Here is a 19,531-nt window from a genome sequence, read left to right on the forward strand (position 1 = left end):
TCCGTTCGGCCCGCAGCCGCTTAAGAAGGCGCCACTTCGCCGTCGGCCTCGACTCTGGGTACCGTTACCGTTGAGTACGATCCCGTCCAAGAGCAGGTATGCGACTGTTCGTCAGCGTCGATCTCCCGGAGGACCTCGCCGAGCCGGTCGCCGACCTCCAGGCGGAGCTCGCGGAGGCGAGCGGGCTGAACGTCACCGATCCCGAGCAGGCCCACCTCACGCTGAAGTTCCTCGGTGACGTGGAGGAGGACCGCGTCCCCACGCTCTCGCGGGAGCTACGGGCCGCGGTCGACAAAGCCGGGGTCTCGCCGTTTACCGTCCGGTTCGACGGGCTCGGCGTCTTTCCCGACCTCGAGTACATCAGCGTCGTCTGGCTGGGAACCGAGGCGGGCGGCGCCGAACTCACCCGCCTCCACGAGGCCGTCGAGGAGCGAACGACTGCGATGGGGTTCGAGGAAGAGTCTCACGACTTCACGCCCCACGTTACCCTCGCTCGGATGGAACACGCCGGCGGCAAGGAGCTGGTTCAGGAGCTCGTCCGCGAACGCGAGCCGACCGTCGGCGAGATGCGCGTCGACGAGATCCGCCTCACCGAGAGCACCCTGACCGAGGACGGTCCCGAGTACGCGACCGTCGAACGGTTTCCCCTCGAGTAGACCGCAGAGAGCCGGACCCGTGAGGCCTCGCGAGATGGACAACATTTTAAGCCACCGCGGGCTACGTCCGGCTACTATGGGTAAGAAATCGAAGGGCAAGAAGAAGCGACTTGCCAAACTCGAGAACCAGAACAGCCGCGTGCCGGTCTGGGTCATGATGAAGACCGACATGGAAGTCACCCGGAACCCGAAGCGACGCAACTGGCGGCGCAACGACACTGACGAGTAACAATGAGTGCAAGCGATTTCGAGGAGCGGGTCGTCACCGTTCCGCTGCGTGACGTCAAGAAGGGCGCCAACCACGAGGCCGCCGACCTCGCGATGCGACTGGTCCGCGAACACCTCGCGAAACACTTCGCGGTCGACAAAGACGCCATCCGACTCGATCCCTCGATCAACGAGACGATCTGGTCGCAGGGCCGATCGAACCCGCCACGGAAGCTCCGCGTCCGCGCGGCTCGCTTCGACGAGGAGGGTGAGGCCGTCGTCGAGGCCGAGGTCGCCGACTAAACTTGCAGCGTCTCGCCTTCGCCGGGTCGGCCTACGTCGGCGTCTTCGCCCGCGCGACCGACTCGTGCGTGCTCGTCCGGCCGGACGTCGACGACGACACCGTCGCCGACCTGACCGACGAACTCGAGGTGCCCGCCGTCCAGACGACCGTCGGCGGCTCCTCGACGGTCGGCGCCCTCGCGACGGGCAACGAGAACGGGCTGCTGGTCAGCTCCCGCGTGCTCGAGTACGAGCGCGAGCGTCTCGAGGAGGAAGTCGACCTCCCGGTCGCCGAACTCCCGGGCAACGTCAACGCCGCCGGCAACGTCGTGCTCGCGAACGATCACGGTGCGTACGTCCACCCCGACCTGACCCGAGAGGCCATCCAGGTCGTCAAGGATACCCTCGAGGTCCCCGTCGAACGGGGCGACCTCGCGGGCGTTCGAACCGTCGGCACCGCCGCGGTCGCGACCAACACGGGCGTGCTCTGTCACCCCAAGTCGACCGACGAGGAACTCGACTTCCTCGAGGACGCGCTGGACGTTCGGGCCGACGTCGGCACCGTCAACTACGGCGCGCCGCTGGTCGGCTCGGGGCTGCTGGCCAACGACGCCGGCTACGTCGTCGGCGAGGAGACGACCGGACCGGAGCTCGGTCGGATCGAGGACGCGCTGGGCTACCTCGACTGACGGTCGCTTACTTCGCTTCGTCGTACCATCGATAGATCCAGCCCGTCAGCGCGAGCGCCGCGATACCGACGACCGCGATGACACCCCCGGGCATCCACTGACCGCTAAAGGCCACGAGCAACAGCCCGACGCTGGTCGCCAGCAGCCCGACGTGGGCGAAAAAGAGCGCACCCACGAACGCGAGCAGCGTCTCTCGGGACATCTCGCCGAACGCCTCCTGGAGCTCCTCGCTTTCGTCGTTCGAGTCCCCCTCGAACGGCGACGGGTCGTCCTCCTCGAGCGCCTCGAGCGGGTTGATCACAGTACGGTGACCGACAGCCGCACGCGTACGGTGGTGTCGCTCATTCGGTTGACTCGAACCGGTGGCGAACGACCTCGCTGTCGTCGTTCCACTCGAAGTCGTCGTGGGCGCGCTCGAGCAGTCCGCGGTACGCCTCGAGGTCGTCCATCCCCTCCGCGCGGGCGTCCTCGTCGGTGAGGTCGCCGAGCGTCCGTTCGGTCACGTCCACCACTTCGAACGTCGTCTCCTCGATGGTGAACGTGTCTCCCTCGTCGGCGTAGCGGTGGCCGCGGTGGATCTGGGTCACCTCGCCCTCGAGAACCTGCCCCTGCATTCGTTCGCTCGGCAGCAACTCGGCTGGATCGTGCTCGGTCATGGGCGATCGTACGCGGGCTCGAGGGAAACCGTTTGGCCCAACGTAGTAGTCATCGGTCCGAACTGTTCACCTCAAGAACTATACTCTGTCCCGAACAATCGTTCAGCATGGTGTTCAGATCGCTGTTCGGACGGATCCGGACCGGTCTTCGGGTGGCGAAGGCGTCGTTCGGCGTCCTGCGCCGGGAGTACTGGCTGCTCGTCTTTCCGGTACTGTACGGGATCACCTGGCTGGCGGGCGTGATCGGCCTCCTCGCCGGAATTTTCGTTGCCCTCGTCGGCGCCGGCTACGGGCTGGCGGCCGTCGACCAGATCGCGACCGTCTCGGAGGGACAGGCTGAGACGACCGTTACCGCGCTTTTGGTGGCCGCCTCGGTCCTGTTCATGTTCGTCGCGACCGCCGTTGCGACGTTTTTCAGCGCGGCGCTCGTCCACTCGGTCGGCTCGCTGTTCGCCGGCGAATCCACGAGCCTCAGAGACGGACTCGCGGGCGCGTGGGAGGCCAAACGGACGATCCTCGCCTGGGGTGCCGTCGGCACCGCGGTCGGACTGGTCTTTCGGGCCCTCGAGAGCCGGGAGGGAACTGCGGCCCGGCTCGCCCGCTCGGTGGCCGGCTTCGCCTGGTTCGCGATGACGTTCTTCATCGTTCCCGTGATCGTCTTCCAGGGGGGTGGCGTCCGGGAGTCGATGCGAAACAGCGTGGAGCTCTTCCGGGACACCTGGGGTGAGGCGGGCGGTACGACGCTCGGTATCGGGCTCGTTATCCTCCCGCTCGTGGCGCTCGTCGGTGGGCTCGGGATCGGCCTCCCGCTGTTCGCGCTCGAGGCGCCGGGTTCGGTCCTCCAGTACACGCTCGTGCCGACGCTGCTCGCGATCGCGGCGCTGTTGGTCGTCCAGAACGCGGCGACGGCGGTCGCGAAGACGGCGCTGTACGAGTACGCGACCGACGGCGAGCTCCCGCCGGAGTTCGACGGGATCGATCCCGACCGGCTCGTCAGATCCAAGCGATCCGTCTCGCCGACGACGAGTTCGACCGGTCGCGAGCCCGGTCAGATATAGCACCGCCGGTTCGCTCGCAGGGGTCCTCGGGCCGACCTGAGTCCGGATTTCGGGCGGAGAGGGGGTTCGGCGACTGACTCCGACGGAAGGGAAGATTCTTCCGACTGCCTGCCGCAAAGACGGCTATGGGACAACAGCAACTTCAGCAGCTCTCGCAGGAACTTCAGGAGATCGAAGAACAGATCGAGACGCTCCAGGGCAACGTCCAGGAGCTCCAGCAGGAGAAACACGACGCCGACGAGGCCATCGAGGCCCTCGACACCCTCGAGAGCGACTCGACGGTGCAGGTGCCCCTCGGCGGCGGCGCCTACCTGCGGGCGACGATCGAGGACATCGACGAAGTGATCGTCGACCTCGGTGCCGACTACGCCGCGGAGTTCGAGGAGGACGGCGCCGTCGACGCCCTCGAGAACCGCAAGGATCGACTCGACGACCAGATCGAGGACGTCAACGAGGAGATCACGGAGCTCGAGGCCGAGAGCAGCGAGCTCGAACAGCAGGCCCAGCAGCTCCAGCAGCAGGCGATGCAACAGCAGATGCAGCAGATGGGACAGGGACAGGGCCCGGACGAGTAACGTAAGGGGTCACACCCATGTTCGACAACCTGAAGAAGAAACTCGGGAGCTTCCGCGAGGACGCCGAGGAAGCCGCCGAAGAGAACGTCGAGGAGGTCGACGAGGAGTCGGCCGAGGCGCTCGCGGAGGAACCGGCCGACGACCCCGACGCCGAGGCGCCCGACCTCGAGGAGTCGCCGACCGAACCCGACGAGCCGAAGTCGGCGTCCGAACCGGCCGCACCCGATACCACCGAGAAACCGGTCGGCGAGAGCGACGTCGTCGCCGATCGCGACCGCGAGGTCGATACGGTAACCGAGACCGCAGACGCGAGCACCGACGAGACGGCTCGCGGAGCGGCGTCGTCGACCGAGCCGGCGGAGAACGCGGGCTCGACACCCGTATCCGAACTCGAGCGCGAGTCGGCCGGTGCCGGGTCCGAACTCGAGGAACCCGACGACTCGCTCGAGACGGGAACGGACGCCGAGCCGGAGACGGAGGTCGACCCCGAAACGGACGTCGAGAGCGTCGAGGCGGGCGCTCCGGCGACGATCGAGGAAACCGATACGGTACCGGCCGACGGCGAGGACGCCGTCGACGCGGCGTCACCTGCCCCCGAAGCCGAGCCCGAACCCGCCGTGGACGACGCCGAGTCCGCGCCTGCTCCCGAGGCCGAGGACAGCGCCGAAGCCGAGACTGAAACCGAGGACAACGGGAGTACCGGATTCGGCGCCAAGGCTCGCTCGCTCGTCAAGGGGAAGTTCGTCATCGAGGAAGAAGACCTCGAGGAGCCGCTGCACGAACTCGAGATGGCACTGCTCACGAGCGACGTCGAGATGGGCGTCGCCGAGGAGATCTGCGACAACGTCCGCGACGAACTGGTCGGCGAGACCCGAACGTTTACGACCTCGACCGGCGAGGTCGTCGAGGAGGCGCTGCGGGACGCGATCTACGACGTAATCAGCGTCGGCCAGTTCGACTTCGACGAGCGCATCGCCGTCGAGGACAAACCCGCCGTCCTCCTGTTTACCGGCGTCAACGGCGTCGGCAAGACGACGACGATCGCCAAGTTGAGTCGCTACCTCGAGCAGCGGGGGTACTCGACGGTGCTCGCCAACGGCGACACCTACCGCGCCGGCGCGAACCAGCAGATCCAGCAACACGCCGACGCGCTGGACACGAAGTGTATCAGCCACGAGCAGGGCGGCGACCCCGCCGCCGTACTGTACGACGCCGTCGAGTACGCCGAGGCCCACGACGTCGACGTCGTGCTGGCCGACACGGCGGGCCGACTCCACACCGACGAGGGCCTGATGGACCAACTCGAGAAGATCGACCGGGTCGTCGGTCCCGATCTGACGCTGTTCGTCGACGAGGCCGTCGCCGGCCAGGACGCGGTCAACCGGGCTCGAGAGTTCAACGAGGCCGCTGCGATCGACGGCGCGATCCTCTCGAAGGCCGACGCTGACTCCAACGGGGGCGCGGCGATCTCGATCGCCCACGTCACCGGCAAACCAATTCTGTTCCTCGGCGTCGGACAGGAGTACGACGACTTAGAGCGGTTCGACCCCGACGAGATGGTCGAACGCCTGCTCGCCGACGAGGAGTAGCACCCCCTCGTCGTTCGGCCTGTCTTCGTTCCGACCTGTCGGAAAACGCCGTGTGAGCTTCTTGCGCTCGTCGGTGGTACGACGACCGCTATGGGAGTAGACTCCGTACTCGTCGTGGGTTCGACCGGGACGCAGGGCGGCGCCGTCGCCCGACACCTGCTCGAGCGAGACGTCGACGTGCTGGCGTTGACCCGAGATCACAACAGCGAGCGGGCACACACCCTCGCCGAACGCGGTGCGGAGGTCGTCGAGGCCGACATCGGCGAGAAAAACTCGATCGAACCGCTCGTCGAGGACGCCGACGGCGTCTTCCTGATGACGAACTTCTGGGAACACGGCTACGACGCCGAGGTCGAGCAGGGGAGCAACGTCGTCGAACTCGCCGCCGACGTGGGGGTCGACCACTTCGTCTTCTCCTCCGTGGGTGGCGCCGAACGCGATACGGGGATTCCACACTTCGACTCCAAGCGGGAGATCGAGCGGGCGGTCGACGACAGCGGCGTTCCCGCGACGATCGTTCGTCCGGTCTTCTTCGCGCAGAACTTCGAGGGCTTTCGCGAGTCGATCGAGGACGGCACGCTCGCGATGGGTCTCGAGCCACACGTCCCGCTCCAGGTGCTGGATATCGAAGATCTGGGCGCCTTCGTCGCCGAAATCTTCGCCGATCCGGACCGCTACGCCGACGAGACGTTCGAGCTCGCGAGCGACGAACTCCCGCTGCGAGCGATGGCTATCCGGTTCGCCGACGCGCTCGAGACCGACGTTCGCGCACGCCACCTCTCGGCCGAAGACGTCCGCGAGGGTCAAGGGGAGGAGTTCGCCGCGATGTTCGAGTGGTTCAACGAGGCGGGGTACGAGTCGCCGATCGACGAACTACAGGCCGACCACGACGTCGACTTCCACCGTCTCGAGGACTTCCTCGAGCGAGCGTGGTAGCGCGACCGGCTCGGGGGTCGGTCGCTCGTTCAGTGGGGGAGACACACCCCCCGCGTCGTTTTATTAGGCAACAGTTGCCGGTAGTCGGGTGCGCTGATCGATTAGCCGACGCGTCGAGCGGCCGCTTTCGACCGTCGCAGGGCTGGTCCGGGTTCGGGTCGACGTCGACACTGGCAAGTGTTACCTCGTCGCGCTAGCCCCGACATGGTTCGCCCGTTTGCGGAGCCGTATACGTGCGGCCGCTCACTACGTGGTAATAGATGACGTACCACGAACGCTCGTCCGCTCGCTCGAGCCGACCGCACTCCAGCCGTCGGTGGTTCCGATGAACACGACCGAGCGGTACAAACAGGAGAAACACCCGCTCGAGGTCGTCGACGACGTCTACGACTATGCCGCAGACGGGCTGACGTTCGAGGAGATCGAGGACCGCGCCGGCGGCGGGGAGTGGGAGCGCCTGAAGTGGGCCGGGATGTACGCCCAGAAGCAGTCGGGCTACTTCATGATTCGGACCAAGGTGCCGGGCGGCCACCTCACGCCCGAGCAGGCCGAAGTGATCGGCGAGTGCGCCCAGGACTACGCCGTCGCGCCCGAGGAGTACGGCGGCGAGGAGCAGAACGAACTCTGGGGCGACGCGTACGTCGACATTACGACCCGTCAGGACATCCAGAAACACTGGATCCGGGTCGAGGACGTCCCCGAAATGTGGGAGCGCTACGACGAGGTCGGCCTGACGACGATCCAGGGCTGTGGCGACTCCGCCCGGAACGTCCTGGGTTGCCCGGCAGCCGGAATCAGCGACCACGAGTGTTTCGACGCCCAGCCCGTCGTCGACGCTGTCTCTGACTTTTTCACCGAGAACCGCGAGTACGCGAACCTGCCGCGGAAGTTCAAGCTCACGATCACGGGCTGCGCCCACGACTGCGCGCAGTCCCAGATCAACGACGTCGGGCTCGTTCCCGCCAAGAAGGACGTGGATGGCGAACGGCTCTACGGCTTTCACGCCCGCGTCGGCGGCGGCCTCTCGGACGGCCCGCGGATGGCCTCGGAGCTCGACGTCTTCGTCAGACCCGAGGACGCCGTCGAGTTCTGCCGCGCGATCGCACAGACGTTCAAGGAGCTCGGCGACCGCACCAACCGCGGCGTCTGCCGGATGCGGTACCTCGTCGAGCAGCTCGGCCCCGAGACGTTCGAGGAGGCGGTTCGCGACCGTTGTACGGTCGACCTTCCGACCGGGGGCGAGAACCTGACCATCGGTTACCAGGGCGACCACGTCGGCGTCCGGGACCAGAAACAGGACGGCCTGCAGTACGTCGGCTTCAACGTCGTCGCCGGTCGAATGGGCGGTGACGAGTTCGCCGAAGCTGCCCGCGCGGCGCGGGAGTACGGCACCGACGACGCCTCCGTGCGCCTCGCGACCGATCAGAACTTCCTCGTCACGCATATCCCGGAAGAGAACGTCGACGATCTGCTGGCCGAGCCGTTCGCCCGGGAGTACCAGCCCGACCCCGGTCCGTTCGCGCGGGGTGCGGTCGGCTGTACGGGCAACGAGTTCTGCAACTACGCGATCATCGAGACGAAAAAACGGACCAAGCGCTGGGCCCGCCAGCTCGACGAACGTATCGACGTCCCCGACGACATCGAGGCCATCCGAATGCACATGTCGGGCTGTTCCGCGTCCTGCGCCCAGCCACAGATCGCCGACATCGGGTTCCGCGGGGAGACGGTCAAGCTCGAGAACGGCGAGGCGTCCGCGGACGTCGAGAGCCCCAACGGGGAGGGAGATAACAGCGAGGCGTCGGAGACGCCTCGAGCAGACGGCGAAGCCGTCGATCTGGTCGAAGGGATGGACTTCGGGCTCGGGGGATCTCTCGGGTCGGACAACGAGTTCCTCGACTGGGTCGAGAGCGCGGTTCCGGCCCACGCCGTGATTCCGGCGCTCGAGGAACTGTTCGACGCCTACGCGGCCGACCGAGAGGACGGCGAGCGGTTCTACGAGTGGTGTCGTCGCGTCGACAACGACCGCCTGCGGACGATCATGCAGGGTGCCGAGGCGCCGGTCGCCGGAGGTGTGGCTCATGGGGACTGAGGGTGAGGACGAACGTAGTGAGTCCTCAGAAACGCGAGCGGGAGCTGCGGGGACCGAGCGGGGCGAGGCCGGGCAACGCGAGGCCTCGGAAATGCGAGCGGGAGCAAAGCGACACGCGAGCCGCGAGGGCCCCGACGACGCGAGCGGTGAAACCGCGAGCGCGAAGCGACACGCGAACCGCGAGGACCGCGTCTTCCCCGGCGTTCCGGAGTCCGAGGACGAGAACGACGCCGTCATCGTTCCCGAGACCAGCGGCGCCGCGCCGCGCTCTCGTGAGGGGCTCGACCACGCCCGAGACGGTGCGATCGAGACCGCCACGAACGAGGGCTGTGGACCCGACGCCTGTACCTGTGGCGAGAAGACCGCAACCGACGCCGACGGCCGTTCCGTCGCCACCGACGGAGCGGGGGTCGCAAACGTCGACGAGCAGGGATCGCTCGGGGACCTCGAGTTCACCGACCCCGCCGAGGACGTGAGCCAGAACGTCGACGACGGCGAGCCCGACGTTCGGGTCGACGTTCCCGAGGGGGTCGAGCTCGACACCCCGACGTACTCGATTCGCTCCGAGATGAACGACATCGAGACGCCCGACGAGAAGACCTGGTTCATGGAGCTCGACGAGGCCGTCATCGACGAGGGACGATGTATCCAGTGTGGCACCTGCGTCGCCGCCTGCCCGTCGGACTCGATCGGCGTCGGCGACGACGACCTGCCCGAACTCGTCAAGATGTGTACGGGCTGTTCGCTGTGCTGGGACTTCTGTCCACGCGGCGGGTTGCGCTACGAGCGCCAGTGGAAGATCACGGGCGGCGAGGACAACGTCAAGGGCGCCGGCGACCCGATCACGGAGTTCTCCGCGAAGGTCGACGACGACTGGACCGACGCGGCCCAGGACGGCGGCGTCGTCACCGGCATGCTCGCCGCCCTGCTGGAGGCCGGGGAGATCGATGGCGCCCTGATCGCGACCGAGAGCGAGGAGGAGGCCTGGAAGGCCGAGAGCTTCCTCGCGACCACCGAGGCGGAACTCATCGAGAACGCGGGGACGGTGTACAACCAGACGCTCGCGCTCGGGAACCTCGACCTGAAACGGTGGGAGCACAAGCTCCCCGACGACAAGGACTGGGACGAACTGAGCCTCGCGCTGGTCGGCACCCCCTGCGAGATCGAGGGGATCCGCGCGCTGCAGGACTTCGACTGGGACTACCAGGGCCACGACGAGGGGATCGACGCCGTCGAGTACACGATCGCGCTGATGTGTACGAAGAACTTCAACTACTACAGCCTCATGGGCGAGCAGCTCGAGGAGCAACGGGGCATCTCGCCCGACGAGATCGGCAAGATGGACGTCCTCCACGGGAAGCTGATGGTCTACGACCACGACGACGAGATGATCTTAGAGGAGGACATCGAGAACTTCCACGACGCCGCCCTCAAGGGCTGTGACGAGTGTGCGGACTTCACCGGATTCTGTGCCGACGTCACCGTCGGCTCCGTGGGCTCGTCCGACGAGTACTCGAGTGTCATCCTCCGGACCGAGCAGGGCGTGCGAGCCTGGGAGCACACCGAGCCGAAACTCGACTACCACGACTTAGAGGACAAGTCGGCAGTCGGCAAGCTCCAGGGCTGGGACAAGAAGAAGGCCTTCGAGAGCCTCGAGCGTCCGTTCGATCCCGACGCACCTCGCTTCATCGACTACACGGACCACGCGGAGAACTACGGAACGGCGACGAATCCTCACGACGAGGGTCACTGACGACGTCGGGTCGTCGTTTCCGACGGCGTTCGTCCCGACCGATTTCGCTCGCACACCGATTAGTAGGCTGGCTGCGATGGTTCGGTAGTGACTCGAGACGGCATCTACCGGTCAGCGAACGGGGAACGATCGATCAAGCGACTGTACGGAGTGCTTCTGGCGGAACTCGAGGCGTCGTTCGATCGTCGGTGGGTCGACACGCGATTCGGTGAGACGCACGTGCTGGTCACGGGCCCGGCCGAGGCCCCGCCGCTCGTGGTCTTCCACGGCGGCAACGTCGTGAACCCGATCAGTCTCGAGTGGTTCCTGCCGCTTGCCGACCGGTTCCGGATCTACGCGCCCGACACGATCGGCCATCCGGGGTTCAGCGCACAGACCCGACTCTCGCCGCGCGACGAGAGCTACGGCGCGTGGGTGGTCGACGTCCTCGACGCGCTCGGCCTCGAGCGCGTGCCGATGATCGGCCCCTCCTACGGCGGCGGGATCGTCCTCCGAACCGCCGCGCACGCCCCCGAACGGATCGAACGCGCCTGTCTCGTGGTCCCATCGGGGCTCGGAACCGGCTCCCTGCGTCGGCTGCTCCTCGAGATCGTGCTCCCGATGGTCGCCTACCGGCTTCGACCGTCCCGGACGCGCCTCGAGCGCGCCGTCCAGCCGATGTTCACCGAGCCCGCGGCGAGGGTCGACGAGACGCTGCTCGACCTCGTCGGAACCGTCTTCGAGGAGGTGAGACTCGAGCGATCGTTCCCGAAGACGGCGACGGCCGACGAGCTCTCGGCGTTCGACGCGCCGACGTTGCTCGCCGTCGCCGAGAACGACGTGTTCTTTCCGCCCGAGGTCGTGATTCCGCGAGCTCGAGCGACGGTTCGAACCCTCGAACGGGTCGTCCTGCTCGAGGACGAATCCCACTTCCCGACGCCGGACGCGCGGTCGGCGCTCCGGGAGCGGCTCCGACCGTTTCTGACGGCCGACGGCTGACTCTCCTTTCGCCGAAGCGGGCGGCGAGTCGCCTTCAGCGAACTTATTCGCGTCCGGGGAATCCTCACTTCTATGAGCGCCAGCATCCGAGTCGCGGCCCCGTCCGACGCGGCGTCGGTCCGGGAGATCTACGCGCCCTTCTGCGAATCGTCCGCCGTTACCTTCGAGGAGACGCCTCCCACCGAGGCGGAGATGGCCGACCGAATCGCGTCGACGCTCGAGACCTACCCCTGGCTCGTCTGCGAGCGAGCGGGCGAGGTGGCCGGCTACGCCTACGCCGGCCCGCTTCGCAAGCGCCGGGCCTACCAGTGGGTCGTCGAACTCTCGGTGTACGTCGCCGAGGACGCGCGCCGAACGGGGGTCGGCGAGGCGCTGTACGAGGCGCTGTTCGCCGTCCTCGAGCGCCAGGGAGTCCGTGACGCCTACGTCGTGACGACGCTGCCGAACCCGGCGACCGTCGGCTTCCACGAGCGACTGGGATTCGAGCGGGTCGTCGAGTTTCCCGCGATGGGGTACGTCGAGGGCGAGTGGCACGACGTCGCCTGGTGGCGCCGATCGCTCGGTGAGAAGCCCGCCGATCCGGAGCCGATCCGACCGTTCCCGTCGGTGCGCGAGGACGACGACTTCGAGGAACTGCTCGCGATCGGCGAGCGGCGACTCGAGGGAACGTCCCGGGGGCGGCAGTAACTCAGTCCGCGAGCGCGTCCGCCAGCTCGTCGAGCCCGCTCACGACGGCGTCGGGATCGGGCCCGAACGGCTCCTCGGGGTTCCCCTTCCGGTCGAGCCAGACGCCCTGCATTCCGGCGTGGACCGCGCCCTGCACGTCGAACCAGAGCGCCGAGACGTGGGCAATCTCTCCGATCGGGGTCCCCGCCCGTCCCGCGGCGTGGCGGTAGAGTTCGGGCGCGGGCTTGAACGTCTCGAGCTCGTGGGCGCTGATCGTTCCCTCGAGCAGGTCGCCGATCTCGGCGCCCTCGACCATCGACTCGAGCATCTCCGGGTTACCGTTCGAGAGGACATAACAGTCGTAGCCCGCCGAACGCAGCCGTTCGACGCTCTCCCGGACGTCGTCGAACACCTCGAGGTCGTGGTAGACCGACAGGATCTCCTCGCGCTCGTCCTCGTCGACGTCGAGGCCGTGGGCCGCGAGGGCGTACTCGAGGGCGTCGCGGTTGAGTTCGTAGAACGTGTCGTAGGCGTCGATGTGATTCGCAACGAGGGTGTACTGCATCGAGCGCTCGCGCCAGGTCCGCGAGATCGACTCGGGGTCGTCGACGGTCGCATGGGCTTCGAGGGCGCTCTCGACGGCGTCGACGTCGACGAGCGTGCTGTAGGAGTCGAAGGTGACGGTCGTGACGGCGTCGGGCTCGAGGGACATGAGATCCATGTTATCGTCCACCACAATCAGTGCCAGGTTTCCGTCGTCGAGCCGGCGTCTCTCCGCCCAGCGCGCCGACGCTCCGGCACGCTCGCTCGAACGGTACCTGCGGGAACCGTCGTCTCTTTGACCCGTACGCGTACAGTACCTACTATGGGACCGACGAACTGGGGAACGTACCTCGTCACGCAGGCGTCGATCTCCGAGGGTCGGTCGACCCCCGAGATCGTCCGTGCAGCTATCGACGGCGGTATCGATGCCGTCCAGCTCCGGGAGAAAGCGCAGAGCGCGCGCTCGCGGTACGAGCTGGGCCTCGAGCTGCGCGAGCTGACCGCCGAGGCCGGAGTCGATCTGCTCGTCAACGACCGCGTCGACGTCGCCGAGGCGATCGGCGCCGACGGCGTCCACGTCGGCCAGTCGGACCTTCCCGTCCCGGTCGCCCGCGAGCTACTCGGCTCCGAGGCCGTCGTCGGCTGCTCGACCTCGACCGTCGAGGAGGCCCGGCAGGCCGAGGCCGACGGCGCGGACTACCTCGGCGTCGGCAGCGTCTACGGAACGACCTCGAAGGACATCCCCGAAGCCGAAACCGGTGTCGGCCCCGAACGGATCGCCGAGATCGCCGAGGCCGTCTCGATCCCGGTCGTCGGCATCGGCGGCATCACGGCCGACAACGCGGCCCCCGTTGCCGAAGCGGGCGCCGTCGGGGTCGCTGTCATCAGCGAGATCACCGCTGCCGAGGATCCGGCGGCCGCAACCGCCGAACTCGCGAGGACGGTCGAAACCGCGAAGGACCTCGAGCACCGAGAGTGACAGAACCATGACGAGATCCGATACGACCCGGCCGACGCTCGCGGACTCACTCGAGGCGCTCGCCGAAACCGAGCCGCTGGTGCAGTCGCTGACCAACGAGGTGACGATCAACGACGTCGCGAACCTCACGCTCCACTGGGACGGGCTGCCCGTGATGGCGGACTCGCCCGGCGACGCCGGCGAGATGGCCGAACTCGCGAGTTCGGTTCTGTTGAACACCGGACAGATTCCCGAGTCGAAACTCGAAGCCATGCGCGAGACGGCGGCAACGGCGAACGAGCGCGGGATCCCGGTCGTTCTCGACCCGGTCGGGGTCGGCTCGACGCCGACGCGGGAGGCGGTCGCCGAGGAACTCCTCACCGAGTACGAGTTCGCCGTTATCAAGGGTAACTACGGGGAGATCAGCGCGCTCGCTGGCGTCGAAGCCGAGGTCAGGGGTGTCGAGTCGGTCGGCGACTACGACGCCATCGAGGAGACGGCTCGCTCCCTCGCCGAGTCGACCGGTGCGGTCGTCGTCGCCTCCGGCGTCGAGGACGTCGTCGCCGACGCCGACGGCGCGACCCGGATCGCGGCGGGTCACGAACGGTTGAGCGAGGTCGTCGGCACGGGCTGTATGCTCGGCGGGACGCTCGCGACGTTCTGTGGCGCCCTCGAGGACGCCCACAGGGCGGCGATAGACGGCACGCTCGCGTTCGGAATCGCCGGCGAACGGGCCGCGGAGCTCCCCCACGAGGGGCCGGCGAGCTACCGGACGAACTTCCTCGACGCCGTGGCCGGCCTCTCCCCCGAGGTCGTCGCGGAGTACGACCCCGAGTCCCGGCTCGAGCGTTTCGACTAAGTCGGGAGGACGCTACTCGTCGTTCTTCCAGTCGCCCGGCTCCTCGCCGTAGATCTCTCCCTTCGCTCGCCGGGTATGGGGCCACTTCGCGAGGGCGAACACGGCGAGGTAGAACGCCCCCAGCAGCGCCGCGACGAACGCGCCGTGGACGCCCGGAAGCTCCGCCGCTTCGGTCCACTGGGTTTCCGGAGTGAACAGCGTCACTTTCGCGACCCACGCGACGCCGAGAACGACGAACAGGAGCGCGTAGATGCGGCGGATCCGCCGGGACAGCGCCTCCCAGCTGGTGACCTTGAACGTCGGATACCGGAGGTCGTCGCTCAGCTCCTCGCGCCACCGTGGGTGCTCGACCCCGACCGGTTTCAGCGCGTTCGCGAAGACGTTCTCCTGGAAGAACCGCACCCGCGCCCGATACATGTCATAGAACCGGTAGCGACGAACCTCGTACCACAGGAACGTCGAGAGGACGAGGATGCCGACCAGCAGCAGGTAGGCGGGCATCTCGGGGCTCGAGAACACCACCGAGAGCAACGCGGCGAGCACCGTGATCGCCCAGTTCGTCGTCTGATCGATCCGATCCTGCGAGCTGCTCGCCTGGGTCACCTCGCCCCGGTAGTAGTGGGGCAGCGCCGAGAGAAGAGTCTCGGGATCTGCCGCGATCTCGGCGCCGATCTCCTGGTCCCCTCTGTCGAGGGGACTGTCTCGGTGTTCGTCGTCGCTCTCCATAGGAGTCGGATCCACGAGGAATCGCATAGATCCGTAGCCAACAACCGTCACGAGCGGTCCTATCGTTCGGTTCGTCCGAACGGACGGTCGGCTTCCCTCTCAGCAGACCGGCTTCGGGTTCGCGCCCAGCTCCTCGAGCGAGGCGACGTACTCCTCGTAGGCGGCCTCGATCGCGCCGCTTGCGGTCTCGACGGCCCGCTCGCGGTCAGTCTCGTCGGCACAGACCTCCTCGAGCAGGGCGGTCGCGCGCTCGAGCTGATCGTCCAGGTCGTCGCCGAACTCCCGGAACAGTCCCGCGGTCTGGGGGTCGGCGTCGCCGACGAAGTAGCCGACGACCTGGTCCTTCGATCGCTGACTCGCGAGGATCCGACCGACGAGCGCGCCGGTGCGTTCGACGGTGCCCTCGAGTCCGCGCAGGTACTCGTGGAGGGTCGGCACCGTCTCGGGCTCGTAGCCGTCGAGCTTCTCGGCGACCGTCTCGTAGTGGGCTCGCTCCTCGGCGGCCGTCGCCTCGAAGGCCTCGCGGGCGGCGTCGTGGGCCTCGTCGTCGGCCCAGGCTTCGAAGGTCTTCCAGGCGGCGTACTCGGCGTCGGCGGTCGCCCGCAGTACGGGTTCGGTGTCGATCTCGCCGCCCGTGTCGGCGTACAGCGACTTCGAGGAGCCGAGCCGCGACAGTTCGGTCTCGTTCTCCGCGCGGACGGTCTCGAGAAACCTCTCGACGTCAGTCATAGGGGCGCGTTACTCCCCGGTCTCGACCGGCGCGTTCACGAGGTTGCCCCACTCGGTCCAGGAGCCGTCGTAGTTGACGGCGTCCTCGTAGCCGAGCAGTTCGTGGAGCGCGAACCAGGCGACCGACGAGCGCTCGCCGATCCGGCAGTAGGCGATGGTCGTCTCGTCGCCGTCGATCCCCTCCTCGGCGTACAGCTCCTCGAGCTCGTCGCGGCTCTTGAAGGTACCGTCGTCGTTCGTGACGGCCGACCACGAGATGTTTTTCGCGCCGGGGACGTGGCCGCCGCGCTGGGCGGTCTCCTGCAGACCCGGGGGAGCGAGGATCTCGCCGGAGAACTCCTCGGGCGAGCGGACGTCGACGAGGGGGACGTCCCGTTCGATCGCCTTCTCGACGTCGTCGCGGTAGGCGCGAATCGTCTCGCGCGGACCGCCGGCCTCGTAGTCGACCTCGGGGAACGACGGGACCTCGTCGGTCGTCGGGTAGTCGTTCTCGAGCCAGTACTCCCGGCCGCCGTCGAGCAGGTAGACGTCGTCGTGGCCGTAGTACTTGAACTGCCAGTAGGCGTAGGCGGCGAACCAGTTGGCGTTGTCGCCGTAGAGGACGACCGTCGAGTCCTCGCGGATGCCGTGGCTGCCAAGCAGCTCCTCGAACTCCTCCTTGTCGAGGATGTCGCGTCGGGTCTGGTCCTGGAGTTGGGTCTCCCAGTTGAACCCGATCGCGCCGGGGGCGTGTTCCTCGTCGTACGATTCCGTGTCGACGTCGACCTCCACCAGCCGGAGGCCGGGATCGTCGCTCTGGAACTCCTCGAGTCGCTCTTCGACCCAGTCGGCCGTGACGAGCGCATCAGTGGCGTAGTCGTTGGTTGCCATATCCGACACGTGGTCCGACAACCACATAGGGCCGCGCTAACCGGTCAATTCGGTCGATGCTAGACCGTTTCGGCAGTCCTTTCCGATATCTCGGTCGACTGTAACGTCCCCGTAGACTCGAGCCGAGGTTCGCGCGCCGAGCGGGGGAACGTGTACGGTGATGGCGCCGTTCGGTCGGACGGGGGCTGCAAGTATTGCCACGGTCTCGGTACGACGGGGAGACGTGCCGGGACCGGTGGCTACTCCAGCCCGTCGCGACAGGTCGGGAGTGATGGACGACTCCGTCATCGTTTCGCCCGACTGGCTCGCGGCCCGACTCGAGGATCCCGGCGTCGCGGTCGTCGACGTTCGAGACGCCTGGGAGTACGACGGGATCGGTCACGTCCCTGGCGCCGTGAGCGTCCCCTTCGACAGCTACCGCGACGAAACCGCCGACGACCCCGGTACCCTCCCCGGACGGGAAGCGTTCGAGGAACTGCTCGGCGAGGTCGGGATCGAACCCGAGGACACGATCGTCGCCTACGATGACAGCAACGGTGTCTTCGCGGCCCGCTTTCGGCTCACCGCACGGGCCTACGGCCACGAGGATGTCCGGCTGCTCGACGGCGACTTCAGCGCCTGGAACCGCGAGCACGAGACCGAGTCCGGGTCGCCGTCGGTCGAGCCGACCGCCTACACTGCTATGCCCTTCTCGTTCGCCGAGAGCCCGTTCGTCGACCGCCCAGGCGTGGAAGCTGCCATCGAGGGCGACGCCGTCCTCGTCGACACCCGTGACCCCGAGGAGTACGCTGAGGCACACCTCCCCGGGGCGGTCCGGTTCGACTGGCGTAGCACCGTCGACGACGAGACGCGACGGCTGAAACCCACCGGGGAGCTCGAGGCGCTGTTCGCCGATCGCGGGATTACCCGCGATCGGGAGATCGTTCTCTACTGTAACACCGCCAGGCGGATCAGCCACACCGACGCGGTGCTCGAGGCACTGGGGTACGAGGACGTCTCAGTCTACGAGGGCAGTCTCACGGAGTGGCTCGCGACAGACGGGGAGATCGAAACCGGCTCGACGGCGTAATCACTCGATCGACGCGTCCGGAAGGGAGAGACAGAACGTCGTCCCCTCGTCGGGGTCGGGGTGGATCCAGATCTCGCCGCCGTGGCGCTCGACGATCCGCTGACAGAGCGCCAGTCCGATCCCCGTTCCGGCGTGGGCGTCGTGGCTGTGGAGCCGTTCGAAAACCTCGAACACCCGCGTTCTGTTGTCGGGATCGATCCCGATGCCGGCGTCGCTGATCGAGATCACCAACTTGCCGTCCCCGGACGAGACGGCCTCGCCACGGGCGCCGGTCGAGTCGGTCGCAGTTTTCCGATCGGCCGTAATGTGGATCGACGGCGGCTCGTCGCCGCTGTACTCGATCGCGTTCTCGAGCAGGTTCTGGAACACCTGCCGGAGCTGGTCGTCGTCACCCTGTACCCGGGGCAGCGAGCCGATCGAGAGCGTCGCGTCGGTCTCATCGAGCCTGAACTGCAGGTCGTCGACGACGTCCTCGAGGACCGTCTCGAGGTCGACGGGTTCGAAGGGATCGCCCTGGGTCTCCACCCGGGAGTACGCGAGCAACCCTTCGATCATCTCGCGCATCCGGTCTGCGCCGTCGACGGCGAACGCGAGGAACTCCTGTCCGTCCTCGTCTAACTCCTCCTCGTAGCGCTGCTGGATCAGCGAGAGGTAGCTCGAAACCATCCGCAGGGGCTCCTGGAGGTCGTGGCTGGCCGCGTAGGCGAACTGCTCTAACTGCTCGTTCGAGGCCTCGAGGCGCTCTCGGTAGCGCTGTCGTTCGAGCTTGTAGCCGATCCAGTTCGCGAGCAGCCCGACGAACGTCTGCTCCCAGTCGGAGAATCCCCCGGGACAGGACTCCCGATCGTAGAAGCAGAACGTCCCGTACACCGAGCCGTCGACGAAGATCGGCGTCCCCAGATAGCAGGCCACTTCCCCGTCCCCGCTGGCGGTGCGCTTGCCGAGTTCGGGCGCATCGGTCTCGAGATCCTCGATCGCCACCGTTCGCCCCGCGGTGACGACCCGCTGGCAGTTCGTCGAATCGAGCGGCACCGTCGTTCCGGCCTGGAGGGCGATCCCCTCGTCCGCGTCGACGGCCTCGAGGGTGTACTCGTTGGTGCTCTCCTGGATCGACGAGAGCGCTCCACACTCCGTCCCGAGCGTCTCGCGGACGATACGTAACAGCCCCTCGACCTGCTCGGAGAGTGGTCGATTGGCGTCGGCCAGCGCCTCGTAGGCGTCCTGAAGCGCGCGTTCACGCCGCCGAAGCTGGTCCTCCCGACGAACTCGGTCCGTGATGTCCCGGAAGTGTACCGTGACCGCCGTTTCGGCGGGATAGACGCGAAGTTCGTACCAGGCGTCGAGCGACTCGAAGTACTCCTCGAACCTGATCGACTCCTGGATTTTCAGCGCGTGTTCACACCCCTCGCGAACCGTCGAGCCGACGCCGTTCGGAATCGCGTCCTGAACCGGCGTTCCCCGAAGCTCCGACTCGCCCTCACCGAGCACTCGCTCGCTCCCCGCGTTACAGAACGTAATCCGAAACTCCCCGTCGAGCGCGATCACCGCGTCGGTGATCCGCTCGTACGTCCGCGCCGCGCCGTCGCCGCCCGGGGTCGTCGACCCCGATTGTTCACCCATTTTGGATACGTAATGCGGCTATG

22 protein-coding genes are annotated in these 19,531 nt (G+C 67.2%); 15 read left to right on the plus strand and 7 right to left on the minus strand.

Annotation, left to right across the window (positions count from 1 at the left end; genetic code table 11):
- Positions 1-98 precede the first annotated feature (98 nt).
- From thpR to QA609_RS14275, 4 genes are all read left to right on the plus strand, one after another.
- Complete coding sequence (gene thpR, locus QA609_RS14260; protein ID WP_278303286.1) at positions 99-656, plus strand: RNA 2',3'-cyclic phosphodiesterase; 558 nt, start codon at positions 99-101, stop codon at positions 654-656.
- Positions 657-732: 76 nt separating this feature from the next.
- Positions 733-885: a 50S ribosomal protein L39e gene (locus QA609_RS14265; RefSeq protein WP_278303287.1), complete on the plus strand. Its 153-nt coding sequence runs from the start codon at positions 733-735 to the stop codon at positions 883-885.
- A 2-nt stretch (positions 886-887) separates the two neighbouring features.
- Positions 888-1,166: a 50S ribosomal protein L31e gene (locus tag QA609_RS14270; protein ID WP_278303288.1), complete on the plus strand. Its 279-nt coding sequence runs from the start codon at positions 888-890 to the stop codon at positions 1,164-1,166.
- A 2-nt stretch (positions 1,167-1,168) separates the two neighbouring features.
- Complete coding sequence (locus QA609_RS14275) at positions 1,169-1,834, plus strand: translation initiation factor IF-6 (protein WP_278303289.1); 666 nt, start codon at positions 1,169-1,171, stop codon at positions 1,832-1,834.
- 7 nt (positions 1,835-1,841) lie between these two features.
- On the opposite strand, the gene QA609_RS14280 is transcribed toward QA609_RS14275, so the two are convergent.
- Together QA609_RS14280 and QA609_RS14285 are read right to left on the minus strand one after the other, a co-directional pair.
- On the minus strand, positions 1,842-2,135 hold the full coding sequence (locus QA609_RS14280; RefSeq protein ID WP_278303290.1) for a hypothetical protein: 294 nt from the start codon (positions 2,133-2,135) through the stop codon (positions 1,842-1,844).
- A 40-nt stretch (positions 2,136-2,175) separates the two neighbouring features.
- Positions 2,176-2,490: an ASCH domain-containing protein gene (locus QA609_RS14285; protein WP_278303291.1), complete on the minus strand. Its 315-nt coding sequence runs from the start codon at positions 2,488-2,490 to the stop codon at positions 2,176-2,178.
- Positions 2,491-2,597: 107 nt separating this feature from the next.
- Here QA609_RS14285 and QA609_RS14290 point away from each other — a divergent pair, with 107 nt between their 5' ends.
- From QA609_RS14290 to QA609_RS14325, 8 genes are all read left to right on the plus strand, one after another.
- Positions 2,598-3,548 carry a DUF6159 family protein gene (locus QA609_RS14290; protein WP_278303292.1) on the plus strand — a complete coding sequence of 317 codons (951 nt, stop codon included), beginning with the start codon at positions 2,598-2,600 and terminating at the stop codon, positions 3,546-3,548.
- A gap of 125 nt (positions 3,549-3,673) precedes the next feature.
- A complete protein-coding gene (gene pfdA, locus QA609_RS14295) occupies positions 3,674-4,123 on the plus strand; it encodes a prefoldin subunit alpha (RefSeq protein ID WP_278303293.1) in 450 nt (149 codons plus the stop codon).
- A 17-nt stretch (positions 4,124-4,140) separates the two neighbouring features.
- A complete protein-coding gene (gene ftsY, locus QA609_RS14300) occupies positions 4,141-5,712 on the plus strand; it encodes a signal recognition particle-docking protein FtsY (protein ID WP_278303294.1) in 1,572 nt (523 codons plus the stop codon).
- 90 nt (positions 5,713-5,802) lie between these two features.
- Entirely contained in the window at positions 5,803-6,648 is an 846-nt protein-coding gene (locus QA609_RS14305) for an NmrA/HSCARG family protein (RefSeq protein ID WP_278303295.1), read from the plus strand.
- Positions 6,649-6,973: 325 nt separating this feature from the next.
- Positions 6,974-8,737, plus strand: coding sequence for a ferredoxin--nitrite reductase (locus tag QA609_RS14310; RefSeq protein WP_278303296.1), 1,764 nt, complete (start codon positions 6,974-6,976; stop codon positions 8,735-8,737).
- The gene (locus QA609_RS14315) at positions 8,727-10,490 is read left to right on the plus strand and encodes a Coenzyme F420 hydrogenase/dehydrogenase, beta subunit C-terminal domain (protein WP_278303297.1); all 1,764 of its coding nucleotides are present in this window, start codon (positions 8,727-8,729) and stop codon (positions 10,488-10,490) included. The genes QA609_RS14310 and QA609_RS14315 overlap by 11 nt, the downstream gene beginning before the upstream one ends.
- An 87-nt stretch (positions 10,491-10,577) precedes the next feature.
- Positions 10,578-11,468 carry an alpha/beta hydrolase gene (locus tag QA609_RS14320; RefSeq protein WP_278303298.1) on the plus strand — a complete coding sequence of 297 codons (891 nt, stop codon included), beginning with the start codon at positions 10,578-10,580 and terminating at the stop codon, positions 11,466-11,468.
- Between the two features lie 72 nt (positions 11,469-11,540).
- Positions 11,541-12,155, plus strand: coding sequence for a GNAT family N-acetyltransferase (locus tag QA609_RS14325; protein WP_278303299.1), 615 nt, complete (start codon positions 11,541-11,543; stop codon positions 12,153-12,155).
- Position 12,156: 1 nt separating this feature from the next.
- On the opposite strand, the gene QA609_RS14330 is transcribed toward QA609_RS14325, so the two are convergent.
- Complete coding sequence (locus tag QA609_RS14330) at positions 12,157-12,846, minus strand: haloacid dehalogenase type II (protein ID WP_278303371.1); 690 nt, start codon at positions 12,844-12,846, stop codon at positions 12,157-12,159.
- A gap of 153 nt (positions 12,847-12,999) precedes the next feature.
- Here QA609_RS14330 and thiE point away from each other — a divergent pair, with 153 nt between their 5' ends.
- Positions 13,000-13,656, plus strand: coding sequence for a thiamine phosphate synthase (gene thiE, locus QA609_RS14335; protein ID WP_278303300.1), 657 nt, complete (start codon positions 13,000-13,002; stop codon positions 13,654-13,656).
- A gap of 7 nt (positions 13,657-13,663) precedes the next feature.
- Positions 13,664-14,494, plus strand: a complete 831-nt coding sequence (thiM, locus tag QA609_RS14340) for a hydroxyethylthiazole kinase (RefSeq protein WP_278303301.1) — start codon at positions 13,664-13,666, stop codon at positions 14,492-14,494.
- A gap of 12 nt (positions 14,495-14,506) precedes the next feature.
- Here the strand turns inward: thiM and QA609_RS14345 are convergent, their stop codons facing one another.
- The 3 genes from QA609_RS14345 to QA609_RS14355 form a co-directional block, all read right to left on the minus strand.
- On the minus strand, positions 14,507-15,220 hold the full coding sequence (locus tag QA609_RS14345) for a DUF2270 domain-containing protein (protein WP_278303302.1): 714 nt from the start codon (positions 15,218-15,220) through the stop codon (positions 14,507-14,509).
- Positions 15,221-15,319: 99 nt separating this feature from the next.
- The gene (locus QA609_RS14350) at positions 15,320-15,949 is read right to left on the minus strand and encodes a rubrerythrin family protein (protein ID WP_278303303.1); all 630 of its coding nucleotides are present in this window, start codon (positions 15,947-15,949) and stop codon (positions 15,320-15,322) included.
- Positions 15,950-15,958: 9 nt separating this feature from the next.
- Positions 15,959-16,819, minus strand: coding sequence for a sulfurtransferase (locus QA609_RS14355; protein ID WP_278303304.1), 861 nt, complete (start codon positions 16,817-16,819; stop codon positions 15,959-15,961).
- 271 nt (positions 16,820-17,090) lie between these two features.
- Between QA609_RS14355 and QA609_RS14360 the strand changes: the two genes are divergently transcribed.
- Complete coding sequence (locus tag QA609_RS14360; RefSeq protein ID WP_278303305.1) at positions 17,091-17,888, plus strand: sulfurtransferase; 798 nt, start codon at positions 17,091-17,093, stop codon at positions 17,886-17,888.
- Here QA609_RS14360 and QA609_RS14365 read toward each other — a convergent pair whose 3' ends face one another.
- Positions 17,889-19,508 (minus strand): ATP-binding protein, encoded by a 1,620-nt coding sequence (locus QA609_RS14365; protein ID WP_278303306.1) that lies wholly within the window; start codon positions 19,506-19,508, stop codon positions 17,889-17,891.
- Between the last annotated feature and the right edge of the window lie 23 nt (positions 19,509-19,531).

The sequence above is a fragment of the Natronococcus sp. A-GB7 genome, assembly GCF_029688865.1.
In the GTDB taxonomy this organism is placed as follows: Archaea; Halobacteriota; Halobacteria; order Halobacteriales; family Natrialbaceae; genus Natronococcus.

Coding starts and splice junctions, on each gene's coding strand:
- QA609_RS14365 (WP_278303306.1), bottom strand. CDS start 19,508: ATGGGTGAACAATCGGGGTCGACGACCCCGGGCGGCGACGGCGCGGCG.
- thiM (WP_278303301.1), top strand. CDS start 13,664: ATGACGAGATCCGATACGACCCGGCCGACGCTCGCGGACTCACTCGAG.
- QA609_RS14360 (WP_278303305.1), top strand. CDS start 17,091: ATGGACGACTCCGTCATCGTTTCGCCCGACTGGCTCGCGGCCCGACTC.
- QA609_RS14330 (WP_278303371.1), bottom strand. CDS start 12,846: ATGTCCCTCGAGCCCGACGCCGTCACGACCGTCACCTTCGACTCCTAC.
- QA609_RS14305 (WP_278303295.1), top strand. CDS start 5,803: ATGGGAGTAGACTCCGTACTCGTCGTGGGTTCGACCGGGACGCAGGGC.
- QA609_RS14355 (WP_278303304.1), bottom strand. CDS start 16,819: ATGGCAACCAACGACTACGCCACTGATGCGCTCGTCACGGCCGACTGG.
- QA609_RS14285 (WP_278303291.1), bottom strand. CDS start 2,490: ATGACCGAGCACGATCCAGCCGAGTTGCTGCCGAGCGAACGAATGCAG.
- QA609_RS14270 (WP_278303288.1), top strand. CDS start 888: ATGAGTGCAAGCGATTTCGAGGAGCGGGTCGTCACCGTTCCGCTGCGT.
- QA609_RS14350 (WP_278303303.1), bottom strand. CDS start 15,949: ATGACTGACGTCGAGAGGTTTCTCGAGACCGTCCGCGCGGAGAACGAG.
- QA609_RS14345 (WP_278303302.1), bottom strand. CDS start 15,220: ATGGAGAGCGACGACGAACACCGAGACAGTCCCCTCGACAGAGGGGAC.
- thiE (WP_278303300.1), top strand. CDS start 13,000: ATGGGACCGACGAACTGGGGAACGTACCTCGTCACGCAGGCGTCGATC.
- QA609_RS14310 (WP_278303296.1), top strand. CDS start 6,974: ATGAACACGACCGAGCGGTACAAACAGGAGAAACACCCGCTCGAGGTC.
- ftsY (WP_278303294.1), top strand. CDS start 4,141: ATGTTCGACAACCTGAAGAAGAAACTCGGGAGCTTCCGCGAGGACGCC.
- pfdA (WP_278303293.1), top strand. CDS start 3,674: ATGGGACAACAGCAACTTCAGCAGCTCTCGCAGGAACTTCAGGAGATC.
- QA609_RS14315 (WP_278303297.1), top strand. CDS start 8,727: ATGGGGACTGAGGGTGAGGACGAACGTAGTGAGTCCTCAGAAACGCGA.
- QA609_RS14265 (WP_278303287.1), top strand. CDS start 733: ATGGGTAAGAAATCGAAGGGCAAGAAGAAGCGACTTGCCAAACTCGAG.
- QA609_RS14325 (WP_278303299.1), top strand. CDS start 11,541: ATGAGCGCCAGCATCCGAGTCGCGGCCCCGTCCGACGCGGCGTCGGTC.
- QA609_RS14290 (WP_278303292.1), top strand. CDS start 2,598: ATGGTGTTCAGATCGCTGTTCGGACGGATCCGGACCGGTCTTCGGGTG.
- thpR (WP_278303286.1), top strand. CDS start 99: ATGCGACTGTTCGTCAGCGTCGATCTCCCGGAGGACCTCGCCGAGCCG.